This is a genomic window from Pseudomonas sp. TH06 (genome assembly GCF_016651305.1).
Taxonomy (GTDB): domain Bacteria; phylum Pseudomonadota; class Gammaproteobacteria; order Pseudomonadales; family Pseudomonadaceae; genus Aquipseudomonas.
Genome location: NZ_JAEKEC010000001.1, coordinates 1,975,993 through 1,999,495 on the forward strand (window position 1 = coordinate 1,975,993; position 23,503 = coordinate 1,999,495).

At 59.1% G+C, this 23,503-nt stretch carries 31 protein-coding genes; 29 read left to right on the forward strand and 2 right to left on the reverse strand.

Annotated features, from left to right (window positions below):
• Positions 1–256 precede the first annotated feature (256 nt).
• On the reverse strand, positions 257–724 hold the full coding sequence (locus tag JFT86_RS08815) for a YscO family type III secretion system apparatus protein (protein ID WP_201231593.1): 468 nt from the start codon (positions 722–724) through the stop codon (positions 257–259).
• Positions 721–2,043, reverse strand: coding sequence for a type III secretion system ATPase SctN (gene sctN, locus JFT86_RS08820; protein WP_201231592.1), 1,323 nt, complete (start codon positions 2,041–2,043; stop codon positions 721–723). The genes JFT86_RS08815 and sctN overlap by 4 nt, the downstream gene beginning before the upstream one ends.
• 192 nt (positions 2,044–2,235) lie before the next feature.
• Between sctN and sctW the strand changes: the two genes are divergently transcribed.
• The 29 genes from sctW (at position 2,236) to JFT86_RS08965 (ending at position 23,497) form a co-directional block, all read left to right on the forward strand.
• The gene (gene sctW / locus JFT86_RS08825; protein WP_201231591.1) at positions 2,236–3,111 is read left to right on the forward strand and encodes a type III secretion system gatekeeper subunit SctW; all 876 of its coding nucleotides are present in this window, start codon (positions 2,236–2,238) and stop codon (positions 3,109–3,111) included.
• Positions 3,092–3,367, forward strand: coding sequence for a TyeA family type III secretion system gatekeeper subunit (locus JFT86_RS08830; protein ID WP_201231590.1), 276 nt, complete (start codon positions 3,092–3,094; stop codon positions 3,365–3,367). The genes sctW and JFT86_RS08830 overlap by 20 nt, the downstream gene beginning before the upstream one ends.
• A 9-nt stretch (positions 3,368–3,376) precedes the next feature.
• The gene (gene sycN / locus JFT86_RS08835) at positions 3,377–3,745 is read left to right on the forward strand and encodes a type III secretion chaperone SycN (RefSeq protein ID WP_201231589.1); all 369 of its coding nucleotides are present in this window, start codon (positions 3,377–3,379) and stop codon (positions 3,743–3,745) included.
• A complete protein-coding gene (locus JFT86_RS08840) occupies positions 3,742–4,107 on the forward strand; it encodes a YscX family type III secretion protein (protein ID WP_201231588.1) in 366 nt (121 codons plus the stop codon). Before sycN ends, JFT86_RS08840 begins: the two co-directional genes overlap by 4 nt.
• A 5-nt stretch (positions 4,108–4,112) precedes the next feature.
• Positions 4,113–4,454: a type III secretion protein gene (locus tag JFT86_RS08845; RefSeq protein ID WP_201231587.1), complete on the forward strand. Its 342-nt coding sequence runs from the start codon at positions 4,113–4,115 to the stop codon at positions 4,452–4,454.
• Positions 4,438–6,564 (forward strand): type III secretion system export apparatus subunit SctV, encoded by a 2,127-nt coding sequence (gene sctV, locus JFT86_RS08850; RefSeq protein WP_201231586.1) that lies wholly within the window; start codon positions 4,438–4,440, stop codon positions 6,562–6,564. Before JFT86_RS08845 ends, sctV begins: the two co-directional genes overlap by 17 nt.
• Entirely contained in the window at positions 6,561–6,995 is a 435-nt protein-coding gene (locus tag JFT86_RS08855) for an LcrR family type III secretion system chaperone (RefSeq protein WP_201231585.1), read from the forward strand. Before sctV ends, JFT86_RS08855 begins: the two co-directional genes overlap by 4 nt.
• A 42-nt stretch (positions 6,996–7,037) precedes the next feature.
• The gene (locus tag JFT86_RS08860) at positions 7,038–7,316 is read left to right on the forward strand and encodes an LcrG family type III secretion system chaperone (protein WP_207196769.1); all 279 of its coding nucleotides are present in this window, start codon (positions 7,038–7,040) and stop codon (positions 7,314–7,316) included.
• Positions 7,317–7,326: 10 nt separating this feature from the next.
• The gene (locus JFT86_RS08865) at positions 7,327–8,259 is read left to right on the forward strand and encodes a virulence-associated V antigen (protein ID WP_201231584.1); all 933 of its coding nucleotides are present in this window, start codon (positions 7,327–7,329) and stop codon (positions 8,257–8,259) included.
• 9 nt (positions 8,260–8,268) lie between these two features.
• Positions 8,269–8,775, forward strand: a complete 507-nt coding sequence (locus JFT86_RS08870) for a SycD/LcrH family type III secretion system chaperone (protein WP_201236471.1) — start codon at positions 8,269–8,271, stop codon at positions 8,773–8,775.
• The gene (gene sctE / locus JFT86_RS08875) at positions 8,756–9,922 is read left to right on the forward strand and encodes a type III secretion system translocon subunit SctE (protein WP_201236472.1); all 1,167 of its coding nucleotides are present in this window, start codon (positions 8,756–8,758) and stop codon (positions 9,920–9,922) included. The genes JFT86_RS08870 and sctE overlap by 20 nt, the downstream gene beginning before the upstream one ends.
• 10 nt (positions 9,923–9,932) lie before the next feature.
• Complete coding sequence (locus JFT86_RS08880; RefSeq protein ID WP_201231583.1) at positions 9,933–10,823, forward strand: YopD family type III secretion system translocon subunit; 891 nt, start codon at positions 9,933–9,935, stop codon at positions 10,821–10,823.
• A 123-nt stretch (positions 10,824–10,946) separates the two neighbouring features.
• Positions 10,947–11,390 (forward strand): type III secretion system chaperone, encoded by a 444-nt coding sequence (locus JFT86_RS08885; protein ID WP_201231582.1) that lies wholly within the window; start codon positions 10,947–10,949, stop codon positions 11,388–11,390.
• A gap of 8 nt (positions 11,391–11,398) precedes the next feature.
• Positions 11,399–11,644: a T3SS regulon translocated regulator ExsE family protein gene (locus JFT86_RS08890; RefSeq protein ID WP_201231581.1), complete on the forward strand. Its 246-nt coding sequence runs from the start codon at positions 11,399–11,401 to the stop codon at positions 11,642–11,644.
• Entirely contained in the window at positions 11,641–12,057 is a 417-nt protein-coding gene (locus JFT86_RS08895) for a YscW family type III secretion system pilotin (protein WP_201231580.1), read from the forward strand. Before JFT86_RS08890 ends, JFT86_RS08895 begins: the two co-directional genes overlap by 4 nt.
• 254 nt (positions 12,058–12,311) lie before the next feature.
• Positions 12,312–13,127, forward strand: a complete 816-nt coding sequence (locus JFT86_RS08900; RefSeq protein WP_201231579.1) for an AraC family transcriptional regulator — start codon at positions 12,312–12,314, stop codon at positions 13,125–13,127.
• 118 nt (positions 13,128–13,245) lie between these two features.
• Positions 13,246–14,079 (forward strand): T3SS regulon anti-activator ExsD domain-containing protein, encoded by an 834-nt coding sequence (locus tag JFT86_RS08905; RefSeq protein WP_201231578.1) that lies wholly within the window; start codon positions 13,246–13,248, stop codon positions 14,077–14,079.
• A 22-nt stretch (positions 14,080–14,101) separates the two neighbouring features.
• Entirely contained in the window at positions 14,102–14,524 is a 423-nt protein-coding gene (locus JFT86_RS08910) for a YscB family type III secretion system chaperone (RefSeq protein ID WP_201231577.1), read from the forward strand.
• A complete protein-coding gene (sctC, locus tag JFT86_RS08915; protein WP_201236473.1) occupies positions 14,512–16,323 on the forward strand; it encodes a type III secretion system outer membrane ring subunit SctC in 1,812 nt (603 codons plus the stop codon). Before JFT86_RS08910 ends, sctC begins: the two co-directional genes overlap by 13 nt.
• Before the next feature lies 1 nt (position 16,324).
• Positions 16,325–17,629, forward strand: coding sequence for a type III secretion system inner membrane ring subunit SctD (gene sctD / locus JFT86_RS08920; protein WP_201236474.1), 1,305 nt, complete (start codon positions 16,325–16,327; stop codon positions 17,627–17,629).
• Entirely contained in the window at positions 17,595–17,798 is a 204-nt protein-coding gene (locus JFT86_RS08925) for an EscE/YscE/SsaE family type III secretion system needle protein co-chaperone (RefSeq protein WP_207196768.1), read from the forward strand. The genes sctD and JFT86_RS08925 overlap by 35 nt, the downstream gene beginning before the upstream one ends.
• Positions 17,798–18,052 (forward strand): type III secretion system needle filament subunit SctF, encoded by a 255-nt coding sequence (gene sctF, locus JFT86_RS08930; RefSeq protein ID WP_095187057.1) that lies wholly within the window; start codon positions 17,798–17,800, stop codon positions 18,050–18,052. Before JFT86_RS08925 ends, sctF begins: the two co-directional genes overlap by 1 nt.
• Positions 18,053–18,054: 2 nt before the next feature.
• Entirely contained in the window at positions 18,055–18,405 is a 351-nt protein-coding gene (locus JFT86_RS08935) for a YscG family type III secretion system chaperone (RefSeq protein WP_201231575.1), read from the forward strand.
• Entirely contained in the window at positions 18,402–18,983 is a 582-nt protein-coding gene (locus tag JFT86_RS08940; protein WP_201231574.1) for a YopR/YscH family type III secretion effector, read from the forward strand. Before JFT86_RS08935 ends, JFT86_RS08940 begins: the two co-directional genes overlap by 4 nt.
• Positions 18,983–19,321: a type III secretion system inner rod subunit SctI gene (gene sctI, locus JFT86_RS08945; RefSeq protein ID WP_201231573.1), complete on the forward strand. Its 339-nt coding sequence runs from the start codon at positions 18,983–18,985 to the stop codon at positions 19,319–19,321. The genes JFT86_RS08940 and sctI overlap by 1 nt, the downstream gene beginning before the upstream one ends.
• Positions 19,318–20,067 (forward strand): type III secretion inner membrane ring lipoprotein SctJ, encoded by a 750-nt coding sequence (gene sctJ / locus JFT86_RS08950; RefSeq protein WP_201232228.1) that lies wholly within the window; start codon positions 19,318–19,320, stop codon positions 20,065–20,067. The genes sctI and sctJ overlap by 4 nt, the downstream gene beginning before the upstream one ends.
• Positions 20,067–20,708 (forward strand): Yop proteins translocation protein K, encoded by a 642-nt coding sequence (locus JFT86_RS08955; RefSeq protein ID WP_201231572.1) that lies wholly within the window; start codon positions 20,067–20,069, stop codon positions 20,706–20,708. Before sctJ ends, JFT86_RS08955 begins: the two co-directional genes overlap by 1 nt.
• Positions 20,687–21,364 carry an HrpE/YscL family type III secretion apparatus protein gene (locus tag JFT86_RS08960; RefSeq protein WP_201231571.1) on the forward strand — a complete coding sequence of 226 codons (678 nt, stop codon included), beginning with the start codon at positions 20,687–20,689 and terminating at the stop codon, positions 21,362–21,364. The genes JFT86_RS08955 and JFT86_RS08960 overlap by 22 nt, the downstream gene beginning before the upstream one ends.
• A 93-nt stretch (positions 21,365–21,457) precedes the next feature.
• Positions 21,458–23,497 (forward strand): patatin-like phospholipase family protein, encoded by a 2,040-nt coding sequence (locus JFT86_RS08965; RefSeq protein ID WP_201236475.1) that lies wholly within the window; start codon positions 21,458–21,460, stop codon positions 23,495–23,497.
• Positions 23,498–23,503 lie beyond the last annotated feature (6 nt).

The following is a 23,503-nucleotide window of genomic DNA, read 5'->3' on the forward strand; positions in this document are numbered from 1 at the left end:
TTTCGTCTGTGGTTTGCGGTCTCTGTGACGTGCCGGGAATCATCTTCCGGAACGCGCGATGCATTCGCAGGCGTTTTGCCCGGTTCACGGCTATCGGACTTGCGCAAAGTTTCGGCCCGACGTTTCTCGTTCGCATCAGGTTTATGGTTGAGTGCCCGTTCGAATTCAGCCTGACGGCTCTGATCGGCTGCAACCCGTGCCGGAGCCGGTGTGCGCGCAAAGACATCCTGCGGGAAGTCCGGTGGAGAAGTTCTGCTCATGAAACGGCCTCGACACGACGGAACTCTTCGAGCTCCTGTTCTTCTTTGAACTCAAGCAACAGCCGTTCCTCGGCGAGGGCATGGCGGGTCAATTCGGTGAATTTTTCCACCTGCTGCTGAGCCTCCTGCAAGCGCCGTCGGCTCAAGCGCAGGCGTTCGCGTTCCTGGGTCAGATGTTCGGCGTGCTCGGCGATGCCCTGTTCCAGTGCCGCCTCCTTTTCTCGCAGCAGGGCCACTTGTTGCTGCCACTGTTCAAGCGCTTTGCGGTTCATGGGTTTGGCCTTGCAGTGCTCGAACAATTGATGCTCTTGCGCCTGGCGCCACTCTCGGTATTGCTGGTGTTCGGCGATTGCCGACTGATGGCTACGGTGTGCCTCGGCGACCCGCCGCTCCTGGCGTTGCAGCTCCTGTTCCGCGCGCTCGACGCGCAAGCTCTTGATGCGCAGCAGGGTGGGTAACGTCATCGGGTCAGACTCATGAGTTGTTCAAGGCAGCGCGGCAGATCACTGGGTTCGTGAGTGCCTTGACGCAACCAGGCACGGATACCTTCCATTTTCTCGATGGCCCGGTCGGCCACCGGGTCCTGGCCTTTCTGGTATTCGCCGATCTTGATCAGCAACTCGACCTCTTCGTAGCGGGCTAGCCATTCGCGCAATTGGTTGGCGCCATTGCGGTGTTCGCTTGTCACGATCTGGTTCATCACCCGGCTGACCGAACGCAGTACATCAATGGCCGGGTAGTGATTGGACGCGGCCAGCTTGCGCGAGAGGATGATGTGTCCGTCGAGAATCGAGCGGGTCTCGTCCGCCACGGGCTCGGTCATGTCGTCGCCTTCGACCAGCACGGTATACAGCGCGGTAATCGAACCTTTGTCCGACTGGCCGGCCCGCTCCATCAATCGCGGCAAGGCGGCGAACACCGAGGGCGGGTAGCCGCGCCGGGTCGGCGGCTCGCCAGCGGCCAGGCCGATCTCTCGCTGGGCCCTGGCAAACCGGGTCACCGAGTCCATCAGCAGCAGCACGCGTTTACCCTGGTCGCGGAAATACTCGGCAATCGTGGTGGCGACAAACCCGGCCTTGGCGCGCTCCATGGCCGGTCGGTCAGATGTGGCGACCACCAGCACCGAGCGTTTGAGCCCTTGCTCACCGAGGTCCGACTCGATGAATTCGCGTACCTCCCGGCCTCGCTCACCGACCAGCGCCAGAACGATGACGTCGACGTCAGCGCTGCGCATCAAAGTGGCCAGCAGCGTGCTTTTACCTCCGCCGGCCGCTGCGAATATGCCCATGCGCTGACCCTCACCGCACGTCAGCAGGCCGTCGATGGTGCGCACGCCGAGGGAAATCGGCCGCTGGATCAACTGACGGCTCATCGGGTCCGGTGCATCGCGGTAAACCGGGTACCAGGCAGCGGGCTCACCCAGGCTGATGCCGTTGAGTGGCTGACCGAGGCCATCAAGCACCTGACCCAGCAAGTGATCGCCGACGCCAACCTGATGCATGGTGCCGGTCGGGCTGACTTCAGTGTTCGAGGAGATACCGAGCATTTCACCCAGCGGGGTCAAGAGCGCCTGATGCTGCTGAAACCCGATGACTTCGGCCATCAGCGACAGCGACTGGTCCGGGTTGCGCAGTTGGCACAGTTCGCCCACGCGCACACCCGGGACCACCGCTTTGAGCAGTGTGCCGGTGACTTGGGTAACCCGGCCGCGAATTTGAATCAGCCGACCTTTATCGATGGCCTGCTGCATCTGGCCAGTGATGTGTTCGAGTGAGAGGTGCATGGTCGGCTTGGGTGGGGGACTGGCGGCCACTATAAATAAAGGCCTGCTGCGGTAATTTCAGTGCCGGTCGCAAGTTTTTAGAAATTGGTTGGCGCAAGGCCTAAAAAAAAGCGACCGATTTTGGCAGAGCCCCCGGCAGACGTGTTTCTACAATGGCATTCACATCTCCGTTGCCTGCAAGCGAGTGCTCCTATGGCCATTATTCAGAGTGTCGTCCCTGCGGCGTCGCTGCCGGATCGACAGACCGAGGCGGGCATTGCGCGTGAAAGCCGGCCGACCGGCAGCTTCCAGGGCGAACGTGTGCAGTACGTTTCCATCAGTCAGTCGATGGCTGACGCCGCTGAAGAACTGACCTTCGCGTTCTCCGAGCGAGTGGAAAAGTCGTTGGCCAAGCGCAGCGTCAGCGACGGTCATGCGCGGCTCAGTGAAATCCTCGAAATGCTCGAAGAGCACCTCAGGAAAGTCCCGGACCTTGAGTCGCAACAAAAACTCGAAGCCCTCGTCGCGCACCTCGGCAGCGGCCAGTTGAACAACCTTGCGCAGCTCAAGGCGTACCTCAAGGGGTTTTCTCGAGAGATCAGTCATCAGTTTGTTGCCCTGACCTTTGCGCGCAAAGAGCTGGCCGACAAGACCGACGCCTGGGCGATAGTCGAGCTGATTGACCAGGCGCTGCTGGAGATGGCCCAGGAACAGGGCCACGCCATCGAGCTTGGCTTGCAGATCGGGCCGTTGGCGAAGGAGGCTGCAGAGCAGGGGATTGGAGACATCCAGTCACTGCGAGACACCTACCGCGATGCCGTCATGGACTATCGCGGCCTGAGTGCGGCGTGGGACGACATTCATGCGCGGTTCGGCAATAGCGCGCTGGAAGGCGTGACCGGATTTTTGATGAAGGCGTTGAGTGCCGACCTCGACAGTCAGCAGGCGCGGCTCGACCCGATCAAGCTCGAACGGGTAATGAGCGACATGCACAAGTTGCGGGTGCTGACGGGCCTTTCGGACCAGGTCAACGCGCTCTGGCAGGCGCTGGTAACAGGGGAGCGAGGGCATGGCATACGGGCCTTCTGACCTGATGGGAGGGTTGATCGGCCTGGTCGACAAACGCTGGGCGAACGTTCAGGACGTGCAGCGGCTGATCGTGCCGTTGGCAATCAAGGACGCGGCACGCCGGATCCATTTCTTTCGTGAGATCAAACGCCTGATCCGCCTGATCCCTACGGAAATTTTTAGCGATGAGGAGCAGCGTCAAAACCTGCTCAATGCCTGTCAGCTTGCGCTGGATCTGGCTATTGATCAGGAAGAAGACGAATGGCAGGCACAGTGAGTAAACGACATGCACTGGATTGACCAGGCATTGGCCCAGTTTTGCCAGGACCTCGGGGTGGTCGTACCCGCTCCGGCAGGGGCGCTGATTCAGCTGGAGTTCGAAGAGTCCGGCACACTGCAACTCGAGCGGCATGAGCGCAAACTTACGCTGTGGCTGGCGGTGGATCTGGCGTGGCATCAGGTTCATCAGGGGGCGATTCGTGCCTTGGCGTTGACCTTCAGCCGCACCGGGCCGGCATTGCCGATGCGATGCGCGTGGGCGAGCGGACGTCTGTTACTGCTGATCACTCTGGATGATCGGCGCGTCACCGCCCCGGTGTTGCATCAGGCGCTGCGCACATTGAGTTCGGCGCGCCGCGCGGTGCTTGAGCCGTGAGTCGGATCAGCGCCCCGCACATTGGCATTGAACAACTGACCGAGGTCGGGGAGCAGCATCGCACCAGCGTCTTGCCCGAGCGCTATGTACTGCCGCCCGATGGCCACTCAGTCGAGACTCACCTCGATAGTCTGTATCCGACGGACCTCGCCGGGCGGCGGCTGCTGGCGTTTGCCCGTCCCGACCAAAGCTTTCAGGAACTGCTGCGACCCCAGGCGTTTCGCCAGGCTCTGAAAAACCTCGAGCAGCAAATCTCTACGCCCGATGTGCCCGAGTTTCAGGCTGCGTTGGCGCTGCTCAAAGCCCGCAGCGAAGACGAGTATTTGCTGCAGATGGCCCTCCATTTGCTGCACAAGGTATGACCCCCATGATGTTGAAACCGGTACAGCAAAACCTGCTGCTACTGCTCGGCTGGTTACAGCTGCAGTGCGGCCAGCCAGGTCGGGCACGGATATTTCTTGAGGCGCTGCTGGCGGTTGATCCGACCCATCGCCAGGCGCGCAGGGCGTTGGTGGTGGCGCTGTTGCAACTGGAGGAGGGCGCATTGGCCGAACGTCAATGCGACCGGTTGCTGGCCGATGGCGAGGATGACCTGGCGCTGTGGGACTGTGTCAGTCGCGCGTGCCAGTTACAGGGACGCATGGCCGATGCCCGCGTCGCTCACGAACGGTTTCTGAGTCAGCGAGAGTCTTATGAACGCGCTGTCTGATTTCCTGAGGAAGGTGGGCGAGCGCCAGGACATCATGCTGGCCGTGATGCTGCTGGCCGTGGTGTTCATGATGATCCTGCCGCTGCCGCCGTTCCTGCTAGACATCCTGATTGCGATCAATATCACGGTGTCGGTGGTGTTGATGATGATGTCGGTCTACGTCAGCTCGCCGCTGCAATTTTCGGTATTCCCGGCGGTGTTGTTGATCACCACGTTGTTCCGGCTGGCGTTGTCGGTCAGCACCACGCGCATGATTTTGCTGGAAGCCGACGCCGGCCAGATCGTCTACACGTTTGGCAACTTCGTCGTGGGCGGCAATCTGGTGGTGGGTTGCATCATCTTCCTGATCATCACCATTGTGCAGTTTCTGGTCATCACTAAAGGTGCCGAGCGCGTGGCTGAAGTCAGCGCGCGATTCTCTCTGGATGCGATGCCCGGCAAGCAAATGAGTATCGACGGCGATATGCGCGCCGGTGTCATCGACGTCAACGAAGCGCGGGACCGGCGAGCGGTGATCGAGCGCGAGAGTCAGATGTTCGGCTCGATGGATGGCGCGATGAAATTCGTCAAAGGCGATGCGATTGCCGGCCTGATCATCATTTTCATCAACATCCTCGCGGGCATCACCATCGGCATGACCCAAAAGGGCATGACCGCCGGCGATGCCTTGCAGTTGTATTCGGTGCTGACGATTGGCGACGGCATGGTCAGCCAGGTACCGGCGCTGTTGATCGCGATCACGGCCGGGATCATCGTGACCCGGGACTCGTCAGATGGCGCCTCGGACCTGGGCAATGACATCGGCGATCAAGTCGTGGCGCAGCCCAAGGCCCTGTTGATCGGTGGTGTGCTGCTGGTGTTGTTCGGGCTTATCCCCGGATTCCCGACGGTGACGTTCATGGTGTTGGCGGCCGTGGTGGGCGGTGGCGGCTACTTCATGTTGTTGCGTCAACGCGCTCTGGTCGCCGAGAACAACCCCAAGGACTTGCCGACGCTGTTGGCGCAAGGTGCGGGCGCCGCGTCATCGGCCAGGCCCAAATCCAAGCCCTCGGGCAGCAAGCCCAAAGGCTCGCGCCTGGGTGACAAGGAAGAGTTCGCCATGACCGTACCCTTGCTGATCGATGTCGATGCGGGCATGCAGCAGGAATTTGAGGCGCTCGCCCTCAATGATGAGCTGGTGCGGGTACGACGTGCGCTCTATCTGGACTTTGGCGTTCCGTTTCCGGGTATCCATCTGCGCTTCAATGACGGCTTGAAAGACGGCGAATACCTGATTCAGTTGCAAGAGGTGCCGGTGGCACGTGGGCGCCTGCGCAGTGCGCAGTTGCTGGTGCAGGAAAGGGCCAGTCAGCTGGAGCTGATTGGCGTGCCGTTTGAAGAGGGCGAACCGGTGCTGCCGGGCCAACCGACGTTGTGGGTCGACGCCGAGCACAAAGGGCGGCTTGAGCGATCCGGATGCGCTTTCCTGACCATGGATCAGGTGCTGACCTGGCACCTGTCGCATGTGCTGCGCGAATACGCCGAAGACTTTATCGGCATCCAGGAAACCCGTTACCTGCTGGAGCAGATGGAGCACAGCTATTCGGAACTGGTGAAAGAAGCCCAACGCATCATTCCGTTGCAGCGCATGACCGAGATTCTTCAGCGCCTGGTGGGCGAGGACATCTCGATCCGCAATCTGCGGGCGATTCTCGAAGCGATGGTCGAGTGGGGGCAAAAAGAGAAAGATGTGGTGCAACTCACCGAATACATCCGCAGCAGCCTCAAACGCTACATCTGCTACAAGTATTCGAGCGGCAACAACATCCTGCCGGCCTATCTGCTCGACCAATTGGTAGAAGAGCAGATTCGTGGCGGCATCCGTCAGACCAGTGCCGGCAGCTATCTGGCACTGGACCCGGCCGTCACCCAGTCCTTCCTCGAACAAGTCCGGCAGACCGTCGGCGACCTCTCGCAAATGCAGACCAAACCAGTGTTGGTCGTGTCGATGGACATCCGCCGCTACGTGCGCAAGTTGATTGAAGGCGATTACTACGGCTTGCCGGTGCTCTCGTATCAGGAGCTGACCCAGCAAATCAATATTCAGCCCTTGGGGCGGGTTTCGTTATGAGCGGCGATCCATTGACGCACTGGCTGCAAGCGAAAGGCTATGACATTCAGCCGCATTTTCTGCGCCAGAGCTCGTTGTCGCTGGGTTGGCGATTCGTGCATGGCGGCTGTGAGCTGGCCTGGCGCTGCGAAGGTTCGCGGGTCTGGATTGTCATGCTGCGCCGCGTCGACGGGCGGCGCGGTCTGGGCAATTCCTTTGCGGCGCTTTATGTACTGGCTGAGGCGGTACTCGCGGTTCTCGGGCCGCAGGCCGGTTTGTACGGCAAGGTAGATGCGATGGCCGGAAGTCCGCTGGAGGGCCAGCGGATGGAGCGTTTCTATCGTCGCTGGACGGGCGCCGCCGAGCCGCAAGCCGGCTGGTTCGAGTTACAGGCCGGACACGTGTGTTCGCTGCAATCAATGCGAAAACGACAAAAAATCGACCGTGCCTGACAGGAAGCCAATCGCCCTGTCCCTACTATAGGAGCCATGGATATGCACGACGAAACCTACGCCAAAACGCTTCAGGCTGCCGAAAGGGCGATTGAGGACAACGAGCACCGCGAACGCTTGCTCGGTGAAATGTGGGAAGGCCTGGGGTTGTCTGCCGAGGTTCGTGATCGGGTCTTTCGATCACCGGATCAGCCGTTGGTGCAGGCCGCGGAACAAGAGCTGTTGCAGGAAGTGCAGCGGATGCGGATCAGCCGTCCGCCGGTTGCCGATGAAGGTAAACGCCTGCGTCGTCCGGCCTCGATGCGTGGACTTGTAGTGTAAGGAACCTCTTATGGATATCAGGCAATACCAGCAAGACCTTTCGGGTTTTCTGAACCAGTTGCAGACACTGCCTGCAGATGAGTTGCGGGGGCGCGGAACCGATGCGCTCGCAGAACTGCGGGCGCTGATCAGCAACCGCAAAGTCAGCTTTTCCCATGACAACCAAGCCTTGTCGTCGGCGCAGATGGACAAGCTGCTGGCCTACTTTCTGCCGCCAGTACCGATCACGAAGGGCGGCCTGTATGAGCTGCAGGTGAAGTCCGGGATCGAGTCCGTCAAGCAGCTGATCAATCAGTACGCCGATGCCAAGCCAGGCCAGCCATGGCCGCTGAAAGAATTCCTCGCCAAGACGCATTTCGGACTGACGGGTGATCGAATCGATGATGACGTTCGCGGTGTTTACGAAGAGGTTTTGCTGATACAGGACGGCAAACGCAACGAGTTGCGCGACGACCTTAAGGCGCTGACTGCCGAGCTCAATATCTTCAGCAAGATCCAGTCGCAGATCAACGCGAAGCTGGCGGCCAAAGCAGGAATCGAGATCGAACCGGGGCTCAATCTTTTTGACAAGGCCTTGTACGGCTACCCCACCGAGGAGAGCTGGCAGGCCAGCGCGGAATACAAGTTGCTGACCGGTCTCAATACCTACAGCGCGGGCAAGCCGCTGAGCATCAAGGCATTTCTGACAGGTGAACCCAAGGAAAGCGGTGCGATGAAAGACGCGGACTTGCAGAACAGCTACGCGTTCGAGAAAGAGAACAACCCCATTGCCAACTTCGCCACGACGGTGGGCGATCGCTCCCGTCCGATCAACGACCAGGTCAGTGAAAAAACCACGCTGTTGAACGATGTCAGCTCGCGCTACAACTCGGCGATCGAGGCCCTCAATCGCTTCGTCCAGAAATACGACAGCGTGATGCGCGACATTCTAAATGCCATATAGGAACGGTTGATGAGCCAGCAAGAACAAGATTTGTCTGAGGAATACGAGAAGGAACTGGAAGCTTTTTTGCGCGATGGCGGCACGCTGGCCATGCTCAAAAACATCTCCGGCGACAGCCTGGAGCAGCTCTATTCCCTGGCCTTCAATCAATACCAGGCCGGCAAGTGCGAGGACGCCCACAAGATCTTTCAATCGCTGTGCATGCTCGATCACTACGACGTTCGGTTCTTCCTCGGACTGGGTGCCTGTCGCCAGTCGTTGGGGCAGCTTGAGCTGGCATTGCAGAGCTTCAGTTATGGCGCGCTGATTGACATCAACGAGCCCAGATTTCCGTTTCATGCTGGCGAGTGTCACCTGCAACTGGGTGATCTCGACGGAGCCGAGAGTGGCTTCTACTCGGCTCGGGCCTTGGCCTCGGCACAGCCGGCGCACGCGGTTTTGGCCGAGCGTGCCGGCGCCATGTTGGAAGCCGTATTAGCGAGAAAGGATCAACACAATGAATCCGATAACGTTTGATCGCGTTGCGCTTGCCACCGGGGACGTTTTTGCCAGCGACCCGGTGGCCCGTCCACGCAATGACCGAGGAGGGGACGCACTTACGGTCTCCCGGGTCGAGGCGGATGGCCGTCAGGCCCTCCACACTCAGGGTGTGCAATTGACCGCGCCTTCGGCGGCGAGTCAGCAACGACTGGATGCCAGCTCTCGGGCGGACATCAATCGTCTGGTGCAGTCGGTGCGCCAGGACACTGCGCTGGCTCAGCGCTTTATCGCTGAAACTTCTCGGCTGGGTGTGGCGCGGCTCAGCTCGGTGGAGGACTTCGAAATCGAGTTGGCCAAAGTGACCGGCGAACTGGAGTCCACGCAGAAGAAGCTCAAGATCGAAGAGATCAAGCAGGCGCGTGAGCAAAACCTGCAGAAGATAGAAGAAAACCAGAAGAAGATTCTGGAGGCGACCGAGGCGGCTAAAGAAGCGCAGAAGTCCGGTCTGATCGGCAAGATCTTTGGCTGGATCAGTGCCATTGCCTCGATCATCGTTGGCGCCATCCTGGTGGCGACGGGCGTTGGCGCGGCTGCCGGAGCACTGATGATTGCCGGCGGTGTGATGGGTGTCGTTTCCCAGGCTGTGCAACAAGCAGCGAAGGACGGATTGATCAGCAAAGAAGTGATGGAAAAGCTCGGACCGGCTCTGATGGGGATTGAAATCGCCATCGCCGTGATCGCTGCGGTAGTCAGTTTCGGGGGGGCTGCCGTGGGGGCGGTCGCCAAAGTGGGTGCAAAAATCGGTGGCAAGGCCGCCGAGCTCACTGCCAGCCTCGCCGGCAAAGTGGCGGATCTGGGTAGCAAGTTCGGCAACGTTGCCAGTCAGTCGCTTTCCCATGGCGCCAAACTCGGCATGCAGATTTCCGATGTGACGCTGGATGTCGCCAACGGTGCGGCGCAAACCGCCAACTCGGCGTTTCAGGCCAAGTCAGCCGTCAAACAGGCCGATGTCCTGGAGGGGCGCTCCGAGCTCACGCAGTTCCAGGCCGTCATGGACAGACTCAAGGAAGAGCTCAGTCACATGGTCGAGTCGTTTTTGCAGGTCATGGAACAGATTTTCCAGATGATCAATGCCAAGGGCGACAGCCTGCACAACCTTTCCAGCCGTCCTGCGGCTATCTGAGGAGCACATCATGATTATTGAAACAGGTTATGGCGCTCACGGGCTGAGTCAGGTTGGCAATACTCAGCCGCTGGAAAAAACTCAATCCGCCGCGCGCAGCGAAACCGTTCACGCCGCCGGCATGATGCCGCTCGGTGAAGCGAAAAAGAGCTCGGGCGTCGATCTGATCGAGCCGCGTCAAACGTTCAAGCCCGAAGGCCTGGGCAAAGTCAGCAGTGAACTCAATGGCAGTGTCGAGCTGATGGTGCTGTTGTTTCGCATCGCGCAAAAGGCTCGCGAGTTGGGCATCGTTCAGCGCGACAGCGAGAACACTTCGATCATCAACGCGCAGCAGTCCCAGGTGGATGAAATGCGCAGCGGCTCCAATTTGATGGTTGCGATGGCGGTGATTTCCGGGGTGATGGCCGTGGCATCGGCGATTACCGGTACCATCGGCGCGGTCAAGAATGGCAAGGCAATCAGCCAGGAGAAAAGCCTGGAGAAAAACATCGCCGGTCGCAACGAACTGATCGACGCGAAGATGCAGGCATTGGGTAAAACCTCGGACGCCGATCGTGTCGAAGTCGGCAAGATCTGGTCCAAGGATCAGGCAGCCGACACCAGTGCGCTCAAACTGGCCGGGCAGCGTATTGATAACCGCAATGCCAAGCTGCAAAGCATCAACGGCGTAAATCAGGCACTTGGACAGATGTCCAATAACGCGGTGCAGGTCGAGCAAACGGCGGTTCAGGCCAATGCCAAGGAAGACGAAGTCAACGCGTCGATTGCCCAGAGTGAAAAGCAGAAGGTTGAAGACAAGTTGAGCTACGACGCCAACTTCATGAAGGATATGCTGCAATTTATTGTGCAGTACACCGCGAACCACAACCAGGCATGGCGAGCGGCCGCTGGCGTAGCCTGATTTGATTTTGGTTGTAGGAAAAAAGCCGCAGTGATGTGGCTTTTTTCTTAAAAGAAAAGCCCGTCAGTGACAAAACCGCTGCATGGCCGGGTGCTAGCATTCGCCTAGCTCGAGGAGACATGCATGGATTTGAGTATCAGGGTCAATCAGCTACTTGCCGAATTTGCCAGCCGCAGTGGACTTCCCGCTTTGTCGCTGGATGAAGAAGGGGTCGCAAGCCTTCTGTTTGACGATCAGTTGGGCGTGACGCTGGTATTGCTGGCCGGACGTGACCGACTCGTCCTGGAAGCCGATGTGGCGGGGATCGAAACCTTAGGCGAAGGAATTTTCCGGCAACTGGCGAGTTTCAATCGACGTTGGTATCGCTTCGACCTGCATTTTGGTTTTGACGAGGAAGCGGGCCTGGTGCAGCTGTACGCGCAGATTCCGGCCGCCGAGCTGAACTTGTTACGTTTCGAAAGCACCTTGGCCAACCTGCTGGATCACGCCGAATTCTGGCAGAAGTTGCTGCCTGGACGGGACAGTGCCGCACTCGCGCAATCCAGACCCGCCGGCATGAGGGTTTAAGCAGAGTTATGAAAATAGACAGCGTTGGTATTCCACCCGCCGTCAAGACCGACGAGGCGCAAGTTTCCGGGAGCTTTGCCGGACGTTCGCTCAGTCAGGTGCCCAGCCGCCAGGCAGGTGTGGCCAGTGTGGCTGAACTGGGGCGCTGGCTGTCGACACAGGTGACTACCGATCATCAGATTGAGCAGCACCTGCAACGGTTGATCGATGGCGATACATCGGCCCTTTATGAGCGTCAGGTCAGGCGGCCATGATCAAAGCGCTGCTGTGCAGTGTTTTATTGGCTCTGGTCGGCTGTGTCAGTGTGTCACCCGCGCCGATAGAGCGGGTGAATGTGCAAGGCGAGGTGCGCATGCCGTCCGCTGTCACGCGCCCGGCCTATGTCAGTGTGCGTCTTTATGCGCAGGTCGAAGGGCAGCCGCGAATGATTGCCCAGGCCAGTTACCGGGTGACGGCGTTGCCTGTGCACTTTGCCTTTCGTCTGATGCCGGCGCAGGTAGCCGGCGAGGGATTGTCGTTGCGCAGTCAACTGGCCTGGTCCGAAGAGGGGCCTGTTCAAGCTAGAAGTTGGCAGCCTGTAGTGATCGATAACGACATGAAAGTACAGCTTGGACAACTACCGTGTTATCCAAAATGCACTGTCCGGCCCGCGGCGACACATCTTTGAAATGCTTTGTATTAATTTTTTGCTAATTAATTTCAGTGAGTATTCCGATACTTCGCGAGTTATACAAAAAAAGGCGTGATGCCGCTTAATAAGAGTAATTGTTCTAATTCGATAATTAACTATTACTAATGACAGCTGTCGTTGAGTTGATCATCGATCAGGGTGTCACGCCGTATTACGTCGAGGGTGAGTTTTCGTACGTTGCCTGCCTAGGCGCCGTACAAACTGTATGTGCAGGTTGGGGTCACTAAAAAATGCAAGGTGCCAGCACACGTGCTCGGAAACAGATAAAACTGTGCCGATGGGCTATTCCTACGTTTGAATTCGTATCGAACGGTGAAGCAGGAATTTATATCCTGATTGAAGGGCAGCTCACAGTTCAGGATTGTAATGCGACACTTTGCCTCATGCCGGGCGAACTAGTGTTTGCTCGCAGAGGCAACTACGTCGTCAGCACGGGCAAACATGAGTGTCGTTTACTTTGGATCCCATTATCAGTTCCGTTTTTACAAAAGTTTATTCAGCGTTTCGGCGATCTATTAAGTGAAGTCGAACGCTGGGATGAGCCCGGGGTCAGTCTTATCGCGTTTGCCAGTACGCCATTGATGGCTGACTGCATCAAGGGGCTGGAAGGCCTGATGGTGCACGAACATCCACCGATGCTGGCGCTGTTGCGGGTCGAAGAGTTGTTGATGTTGTTCGCGTTCAGCCCCCAAGGGCCGGCGCTGATGTCGGTGTTGCGCCAGCAGGGCAGTCGCCATGTCGAGCGACTGCAAGTGTTCATGGAGGAGCACTATCTCAAGGAGTGGCGGCTCTGTGAGTTTTCCCGGCAGTTTGGCATGGGGCTGACAACGTTCAAGGAATTGTTCGGTTCAGTCTATGGCGTTTCCCCTCGTGCCTGGATCAGCGAGCGGCGTATCCTCTACGCCCACCATTTATTGCTTAACAGTGAGATGAGTATTGTGGACATCGCGATGGAAAGCGGTTTTTCCAGTCAGTCCTACTTTACCCAAAGCTATCGACGCCGTTTCGGGTGTACGCCCAGTCGTTCCAGGCAAGGAAAAGAATAGCGTCGGGCTAAAAAAAAATGACGTTTTTTGCAAGTTTGGTCCATTGACCCTCAGTAAGATTGGTCGCAGTGAAAGACGCTGACGGGTGTGCTACGAAACGAGATAGTCAAGGCAGAGAATGAGCCAGGAAGACCATAATCAACGCCCTCAAGCCGGTATTTTTGCTGGTCGTCGGGTCTCCGTAGTGGGACAGGATGCCCGCCGTCGAGGCAGAGTGGCAGGCTGTGTATCAGGCGGCTTGTACCGTGAATCGGGGATCATCAGCGCGCGACAGTTGAGTCTGTTACAGCGCCTGCTGCCGCGTGTGCAGCTGGAGCAGCTGTTTCAGTCCAATTGGCTGCAGCAACGCCTTGCCCGTGGAATGGCCCTTGAGCGCGGCGACATTCAACTGGTTCTGCGTCAGGCCTCCGCCCGGGGCGAGGACTGGTGCAATTGGCTGGGCGACCGAATCAACCTCGCCTCGACCCAGGCGATCATCGACTGGGTCCTGTTACCTGTTTACGGTTGGTGGGAAAGCCTGTTCGACGAAGCCATTCCCAGCTGGCGTTCTACGTTGATCGAGTATGAAACCCAGGCTCGTCAATTGCGTATCAAGGCGCAGTTCTGGCGTCAGGTGGGCTCGACCGACTCACAACTGGCGCGTCTGGAGCTGGCCAAAATCGAGCGCTGTGAGGCCAAGACCCAAGCCGATACTGCGGCGCTGGTGCGTAAGCTGAGCATGATTTCCGAGCAGGCGAGACTCGCTTGGCCCAATTGGCATCAAGGCATGGCCGTGTTGCTGGCCGATGGCAAGCTCGATGGCTTTGCACCCGTGCCGGTGGTGCTGACCTCGCTGTGGGAGCCGCTGGCCAAACTTGACGAGGACGCTGGCGCCGCGGACGCGGTGCAGCACTTCCTGCAAGAACGCAACCTGTGTCAGGCCCACGATCACTTTTACTGGCAGAGCCTCTGACTGCCAGATACGCCGAGGAATCATGGAACATTTACTGACCGGATTGGCCGCACGCACGGGCCAAGGGGCCTTTGTGGCCGATCAATCGGGCCGTTATCACCTGCGGGTCGACACGCATAGCCTGTATTTGCGCCGTCAGGGCGATGATCTGGTGCTCTCCAGTCCACTGAACTGGCAGGTTCAGGCCCAATCCCCGGCGGATCGTGAGGTGCTTCTCAACTTGCTGGGCAAGGTTACCCGCTGGAGTCGCCATCATCCGCAGGGGCTGGCGACTGACGAACAGTCCAACCTCGTCCTTGAGGCGCGGCTTGATCTGGGCACCCTCGAACTCGACGATCTGGAGCAGGCATTGACGGCTCAGGTCACCCTACTGGAAACGATCAAGCCAGACTTGCTGCTTGCAGGCCTTGAACCGCAGTGGAAACAAACGTTATGGCGTCCCTGAGTGTTTCGCGATTCTCGAGTCTGGTACTTGCGTGGCTGTTGACCACTACCGCTTATGGTCAGGATCTGGACTGGCCAGCCATCCCCTACAACTACGTCGCTCAAGGTGAAAACCTGCGCGATGTGTTGGCCAATTTCGGCGCCAACTACGACGGCTCGGTGATTGTCAGTGACAAGGTCAACGACCAGGTCAGCGGGCGCTTCGACCTCAAGGATCCGCAGTCCTTTCTGCAACTGATGGCCTCGCTTTACAACCTCATCTGGTATTACGACGGGGCTGTTCTGTATGTTTTCAAATCCACTGAAATGCAGTCGCGACTGGTCAAGCTGGAGCAAGTCAGCGAAGCCGAATTGAGGCAGGCGCTGGAAGCGGGGGGTGTGTGGGAACCGCGCTTTGGCTGGCGACCGGACATGAGCGGACGGCTGGTGTATATCTCCGGCCCTTCGCGTTACCTCGACCTGGTGGAGCAAACCGCCATGGCCCTGGAGCAGCAGCACGCATTGCGCAGTGAAAAGACCGGCGACCTGGTGGTGGAAATCTTTCCGCTCAAGTACGCGGTCGCCGAAGATCGACGAATCAAGTATCGCGAGGACGACATTGAAGCCCCCGGCGTGGCGACCATCCTCGCCCGGGTGCTGGGTGACGCCAACGTGGTGGCGGTCGAAGGGCAGGACAGTCCACGTTCGCCGGTGCAGTCCGGGCGTGCGGTGGTTCAGGCCGAACCCTCGCTCAACGCCATCCTCGTGCGCGATACCAAGGAACGCATGCCGATGTACCGGCGCCTGATCACGGCGCTGGATCGGCCGTCGGCGCGCATCGAAGTCGGGTTGTCGATTGTCGACATCAACGCAGAAAACCTCGCCGAGCTGGGTGTGGACTGGCGCGTCGGGATCAGCGTCGGTCCTCGCCAGTTGGTCGACATCCGCACCAGCACAGAGAACCTCGGCGGGCCCGCGACGACCAGGGAGGCCGGTGCCAGTCTGGTGGACAGTCGAGGTCTGGATTTCCTGCTGGCGCGAATCACCTTGTTGCAGAACCAGGGTCGCGCGCAGATCGGCTCGCGGCCGACCGTGCTGACCCAGGAAAATACCCTCGCGGTGATCGATCACAGCGAAACTTATTACGTCAGACTCATCGGTGAGCGCGTGGCTGAACTCAGGCCCATCACCTACGGGACGATGCTCAAACTGACACCGCGGGTGATCCAGTTGGGTGACAAACCGGAAATCAGCCTCAGCTTGCACATCGAAGACGGCAACCAGAAACCCAATAGTTCCGGGCCTGGAGGTCTTCCGACCATCGCCCGTACCGTGGTCGATACCGTGGCGCGCGTCGGCCATGGCCAGAGTCTGTTGATCGGCGGTATCTACCGCGACGAACTCAGCGAGTCGATGCGCAAGGTGCCCTTGCTGGGCGATATCCCGTACCTGGGCGCACTGTTCCGTTTCAAGTCCAGCTTCACCCGCCGTTCGGTGCGCCTGTTTCTGATCGAGCCGCGACTGATCGACAACGGCCTCGGTCATTTCGTGGCACTGGGCAGCAAGCGTGGCTATATGGACGAATTGCTCCAGGTCGATGAGTTGTCGAACCAGAGTCTGTCGTTGCAGAAATTGCTCGGCACGACGCAGTGCCAGGCACTGGGGCAGGCCCGCGAACTGCAGCAGATACTGGCGCAGGCCGGCAAGGACTCTTCACTGACCGCCTGCGTCATGGGCAACACCACCCCGGGTTGGCGCATTTCCGAAGGTGCCTGCGTCGAAGGTGTCGATCAGTGCGTTCGCGCGCCTGAGAAGCGTTGAAATGAGTTGGAAAATCCGTTTTTACAGCGGCCTCAACCAAGGGGTCGAAGTGCCGCTGGCCGAAGGGCGTGTGGTCATCGGCAGCGATCCGTTGCAAGCCGATCTGGTGCTGGTCGATGAAGGTATTGCGCCGGTTCATCTGGTCTTGGACGTCGACCCGCAAGGTGTTCGTCTGCTGGAGTGGGCCGAGGGTAATCAGCCGCTTCAGGGGGGCCAGCCGCTGGTGGGTGGCACTGCGTTGCAGGCGCTGGTCCGACAGGCTTGCGGGCCGTTGCTGTGGGCTTTTTGCGCTCAGGAGCGTCAGTTCAGCGAGCAGTTGCCCATCGCTGCCAACCCCCAGGAACGGCGGGCGAAGCTGCCTCGGGCCTATTGGGGAGGACGACTGATGCTCGCCGTCAGCGTGTTGCTGCTGGTGGGTTTCGTGGGGTTGCTTGGCGGGCCATGGTCGGGCGGCAGCGGCGGTATGACCGGCGAAGATCCGCTGGTCGCGTTGCGCAGTTTTTTACGTGATCGCCAGTTCCAGTCCGTGCAGGTCGCGGAGCCACAGGCCAATGGCAGCATCACACTCACGGGTTACCTGGAAGATAACCGCGCACGGTTGGCACTGCAGCAATACCTTGAGCGCAGCACGCTGACCTATCGGCTCGATGTACGCAGCATGGAAGAAATTCGGCAAGGAGTGGAATTCATCCTGCAGAAATTCGGTTATCGCCAGGTACGCACCGTTAATGCCGATCAACCCGGCTGGATTCGCCTGACCGGCGAGCTGGCGCTGGAAGATGATCACTGGCTACAAATCGACAGCCTGCTCAAGGCAGACGTACCCGGATTGCTGGGCGTGGAAAACCGCGTACGGCTGGCCGGCTCGCACCTCAAGCGACTCGACCAGATGCTCGCGGATTTCGGCCTTGAAACCGCATTGGCCTATGACGACAAGGGCGAGCGCATCGAGATGCGCGGGCAGCTCGATGAGGCGCAGCTCAACCAGTTTTATAAGTTGCAGCGTGAATTTCGTCAGGAGTTCGGCGCCCGCCCGGCCCTGGAACTACTCAGTCGCAACAAGCGCGCCAGTACCGATGAGCTGGAGTTCGTGGTGCGTTCGGTGTCTCTCGGCAAACTGCCTTATGTGGTACTGGGTGACGGTCAGAAATACCCGGTCGATGCGTCGACTCCGCAAGGCGTGAGGGTGTTGGCGATCAATGCCGACGCCGTGATTGTCAGTCGCGGCAAACAACAATTCATCATCAACCTGAAGGGAGAGCCACTTAGTGATGACGGCTTTGGAGGAGCGTCTGTGCGCCGCTGACGTGGATTTTGAGCGGCAGATTCGCGCGCAGTTGGAACAGGCCCAGGCCATTGGCAAGCGTCGTTTGATCAGCGGCGGTGAGCCTCGGCAATACCAGCAATGGCAGATGGAAGCCCAGGCAGTCGAGGCTGCCATCAGCATTCTCAACACCCTCAAGGGAGCTTCGTAATGGCATCGATTTTTACCAATGACAGCGCCGTCAACACCCTCGACAAAGTCGCGGACAACCTCAAGGAGCAGGCGAACAACGCCAACAAGGAAGTCGGTGATGCCATTGCGGCACTCAAGGAGGCCGCTGACAACCCGGCGCTGCTGGCCGAGCTTCAGCACAAACTCAACAAATGGTCGGTGATCTACAACATCAACTCGACCGTCACGCGTTCGATGAGAGACCTGATGCAGGGCATCCTGCAGAAAATCTGATGATGGACAGTTCATTGAAAGGGCTGATGGCAGAACTAGCCCTGGCCGGTACCGGCCACCATTGCCACGAAGAAGCGCAGCAGATTGCCAACTGGCTCGAGCAGGTTGAGGGGCAGGCGCAGGCCGCGTGCCTGATCCGTCTCTCCAGTCTGATGAATCAGGGGCATTACCAACAGGCGCTGGAGTTGGGCGAGGGTCAGCCCTGGCCGGAACTGGCACCCTGGCTGGCGTTGTGCGAATGGCGACTGGGCCTGGGCACGGCGCTGGATCGGCGTCTGGCCGAGCTGGCCGCGAGCGATGACCCGCGCCTGGTGCAGTTTGCCCAAGGCATGCGTAACCCGGAGGGGCCATGAACAAAATTGATGGGTCGTCCGCGCAGGTGCCAATGCGCAATGGACCGGACGCAAGACCCCCGGCGCCGGTCGAGCCCGCTCAGGTGCAGGCCTTCGAGGCGGCGATGAAGGGCCCTCCGGTGGCGACCCGGCCAGCGCCGGTCGATGCCGCTCAGCAACTGTGGTTGCAAGGCGCGAGCCTGACGACAGCCCTGACGGGAATGGACCGCACGCAGCAGCGCGACACCGTCTGGAAATGGTTTCGCGAGGACCTGCCGGAGTCGGCCAAGAACCGTCGTTCCGAGTTGCGTGACTGGCTCATGGACGGTCTGTCGGACCGCTTGCTGGCGCAGTTCCCGCAATCACGGGGAGGGCCTGAGCAGGATCGTCTGGCGCTCAAGGACCTGCTCAAGGAGCAGGCACCTTTTGGCAAGCAACAGGAAACGCTGTTGCTCTACGTACTGGGCGAGATCAAGGGGATTGAGGGCAGCGAGTACCTGGACACCCTGGTGCGCAGCGAGTTGCAGATCCTGATCCCGACCAACGGATTGGTCAAAAACATGATGAGCTTCACCCACTCACCCGATCTGGAGTCGTGATGGACATTAGTCAGATAAGTCAGGCCGCGGTCACCAGTCTCGATGAGCTCAAGAACCCCCAGGCCAGTGCCGGGCAAATCGCCGATTTCGAGCAGGCGATGGCCAAGGGCACCGAGAGTCTTGGGGGCAACCTGCTCAATGAAATCGGACAGATCAAAGAACGTTTCTCTCAGGCCAAGCACGACCTTGAGGTCGAGCTGTCGACCCCCGGTGATGACCCGAGCAGCCTGATGCAGATGCAGTGGTCGTTGATGCGCATCAGCATGCAGGAAGAGCTGATCGCCAAGACGGTCGGACGCATGAGTCAGAATGTCGAAACGCTGATGAAAACCCAATAAGGTGCTGCGTGAAGAGACTCAATCGAACTCTGATGTTGCTGACCGTGATGTTGCTCGCCGGTTGCAAGGTCGAACTTTATGCCGGTATCAGCCAGAAAGAAGGCAATGAAATGCTCGCGTTGCTGCGCACCGAAGGGATCGGAGCGTCCAAGCAGCCGGACAAGGATGGCAAGATCAAACTGCTGGTCGAGGAGTCGGATATTGCCGAGGCCATCGACGCGCTCAAGCGCAAGGGCTATCCGCGTGAGAGCTTTTCCACGCTGAAGGATGTGTTTCCCAAAGAAGGATTGATCTCCTCGCCGGTCGAGGAGCGTGCCAGGCTCAATTACGCCAAGGCCCAGGAGATCTCCCGGACCCTGTCGGAGATCGACGGCGTACTGGTGGCGCGCGTCCATGTGGTGCTGCCTGAAGACCGTGATGGTCTGGGCAAGAAATCTTCCCCGGCTTCGGCGTCGGTGTTTATCAAGCATGCAGCCGACATCCAGCTCGACGCCTACATTCCGCAGATCAAGCAACTGGTGAACAACGGCATTGAAGGCCTGAGTTACGACCGCATCAGCGTGGTGCTGGTGCCTTCGGCGGACGTTCGGCAAGTTCCGCTCGCACCGCGTTATGACACGGTGTTCTCGATTCAGGTGACGGAAGCATCCCGTGGACGGTTACTCGGGCTGTTCGGCTTACTGGTTGCGCTGCTGGTGGTGAGCAACCTCGGTCAGTACTTGTGGCAGCGCAGCAGGGCTTCGTAATGACGTTGTTGCTGACGCCCTATCAACTGCGATTTTGCCCGGCCCGCTACATCCACCTTACGCGTGTTCCGCCTGCGCTGATGCAATTGACGGACACACTGAGCCATTGGCGTCGGCACAGTGGAATCAACGCCTGGCTGCTGAACGAGTGTTCGCTGGACATCGACTACGAGTTACCGCCGACCCTCGCAGGCCTCGCGTTCTTTGAGCAGGCTGCGCTGGAGAAGACCCTCGGTTACTTGGGCGCACTGCTGCATGGCCACGCAATTCGCCAGGTACTGGACGCGAACAACCTGCGTCGGGTTCACGCGGTGATCGGCGAGGCAGGACATCGCTACTGCCTGGAGCAACTGGATCTGATCATAGGCGCCTGGCCGCAAGGCTGGCAGCAGCCATTGCCTGACGGTGAGCTCGGTGATTGCCTGCGCCAACGTGCACTGGCTTTCTGGTTGCAGGCCTGCATTGACGTTGCACCGGGATTTGCCCGGCGCATTGCCTTGCGCCTGGCGCTCACCGATACCGCTGCGTCCGCGCCCCCGGTGCAGTGGGCAGTGAGCAGTCACCAGCGTTCATTGGCCCAGGCGTTGTGCCTGAAAATCGCCCGACAAGTGAGCCCGCAATGCTTCCATTTATTGAAATAAAAGCCTCTGAAGTGCAGCTCGCGCCGGACCAGGTGTTGCTGCGCAGCCGCGACTATCAGGATTATCTGACAGCAGGCGAACTGGTCGAAGTGGCTCGCAAGCGCGCCGCCGAAATCGAACAGGCCGCCCATGATGTCTACGCACAACAGAAGGCATTGGGCTGGCAGGCTGGCATCGAAGAGGCACGTATTCGTCAGGCCACACTGATTCAGGAGACGCTGTTGCAGTGTCATCAGTATTACCGTGAGGTCGAACAACAGATGAGCGACGTGGTGCTACAAGCGGTGCGCAAGATTCTCCAGCACTACGACAATATCGAGTTGACGTTGCAAGTGACGCAGCAGGCGCTGTCACTGGTCAGCAACCAGAAGCAGGTGATCCTGCACGTGCAGCCGGATCAGGTGCTTGAGGTGCGCGAACAGATCTCCCGGGTGCTCAAGGATTTTCCGGAAGTGGGCTACGTCGAGGTCATTGCCGATGCCCGGCTGGATCAGGGCGGCTGCATTCTGGAGACCGAAATCGGCATTATCGACGCGAGCGTCGATGGTCAGTTGAGTGCTCTGGAGGCTGCCTTCAAGCAGGCGTGGCTGCACAAGGGCAGAGCCTCTGCGACCGCCATCGACAGTGCTGTCGATGCGCCAGCATTGACGTTCTAAATTGACAAAAATACGCCCGATATTGGAAAAGCCAAAAAAACCGTTCCCTTAGTATTGGCTCCTGTAAAGGACCAACGTTTATTGGGAGCCATTATGCTAATTCCGTCCTCAGTCAACGCGCTCGCCAGTGCCGGCAGGCAGCAGGAAGTCACCCCTCCGAAGGATTCGCAACCGGCCAAGGGCACCTTGTCCAGCCAGGTTGTGGGTCAGAGTCTGATGGCTGCGCTCAAGACCACGATTGGCATTGCCCTCAGCGCGAAAGTACCGGACATCAGCCGTGCCAGCCTGGTAACCCCACAGCCTGAAGGTACGTCGCAGTTGATCGCCGATGCGGCGGGACAGCGCAAGGTTACGCTGCGCAGTTTCGAGAACGGCGTCACCGAAGTGCAACTGGCGCGGCCGCCGTTGACCACCCTGGTCCTCAGCGGTGGTGGCGCCAAAGGCGCGGCGTATCCGGGGGCGATTTCGGCGTTGGAAAACAAGGGTGCGCTAGAGGGCATCAAGAGTATTTCCGGTTCGTCGGCCGGGGCTATCACGGCCGCGCTGCTGGCGTCGGGCATGAGCGCCGGTTCGTTCAAGACTCTGTCGGACAACATGGACCTGATCACCCTGCTCGACAGCGGTAAAAGCTGGTTGAGAAAAGTCCAGCATGTGATTTCCGGCTGCGCCTATGCAATCACCTTTGGCAGGATGGGTGTAGTCGGCAGCATTGTTCGTCTGCTGTACGACATCTTGCCACGTTCGGATTCCGAAGCGGCACCGCTGGAGAAGGTCCTGCGCGAGGAGACGAGTAAGTCGGTAATGCACCAGATCGCGGCTCATATGGACATCGCTGAGCAACCCGCCGTGAGAGCTATTGCACAGAAACTGGGGGCCGGCGGCGTGGTGACCTTCCGCGACCTGACTGTGCTCAGCCGGTATATCCCACAGATCAAGGAACTGAGCATGACCGGCACGGCCATGTACGAAGGGCGTCCGCAGTTGGTGGTGTTCAACGCCGACCTGACCCCCGACATGGACATTGCCCGTGCTGCACACATTTCCGGGTCGTTCCCGCTGGTGTTCCAGAAAGTCGCGGAAACCGCGCACCCGTTCCAGGAACAGGGCGAAGTCACGCTGTTTCAGGATGGCGGTGTCATGCTCAATGTGCCGGTTCCCGAGATGATCAATCGGCAGTTCTCGAACAGCCCGTTGCGTCAGGCCGATAACCTCATCCTCAAGTTTCCTGAGGATCCGGTGGCACAAAAAGGGCCGGGCCGGGGGGCTATCAATGTGACGGAGGGTATCGTGGGTGCTCCGCTGGGAGCGCAAGCGGCACTGCAAGACCGGGGGCTTGCCGCGTTCGAAGATCAGACTGTCGTGGTGCCACTCAAGACCGAGTCGGGCGACTACAGCGGGATGCTGGGCGGAACCCTGAACTTCACCATGCCCGCCAGCGTCAAGAATTCGTTGCAGGCGTTATTGCAGAACGAAGTCGGTGACCACCTCGACAACCGTTTACAGGCCCGCGAAGCCCACACGTTTGCGACGATGGAAGGAGCGTTGCTGGCCCTTGATGACGAAATGCTTGCCAGTGTCGCGGCCCAGGATCCGGTGCGTACAGCAGACGTTGTGCAGTTCCGGCGGGAGGTTGGCGAGGCGTTATCCGGGCTGACGGTGGCGATCCTCTCGGCTGAAAACATGAAGCTGACCGATAACCTGCGTTCGGCCTTCTCGCGGCTGGATGCCTTGGCGACTACGCCGGAGCGCAAGGAATGGTTGAGCAAAACGTTGAACAACGCCGATAACACCGACCATCAACGCTTGCTCGGCGCTCTGCGCAATACACCTTTGGAGTCGCCGGTACTGAAGGCGGCGGTGGACGAAATGCGCAAGCGCGATGTAGCGGTGATTGCTGAGAACATTCGCAAGGAAGTGATCTTGCCTTCCCTGTTCCGTGTCGGACAGCCGAAATCCAACGTGGCGTTGTTGCGTCGCGTCGAGCAAAGCCTGATGCGTGCAACCACTCCGGCCGAGATCAATCGAGCGCTGGATGACCTTGCGGACAATTACGGCGCGCGTAACAAACCCTGGAGCAAGGCATTCAGTTCTACCACCGTCAACATGGCCCGAGCCTGGCGGATCAAGGAGTAAACCCTC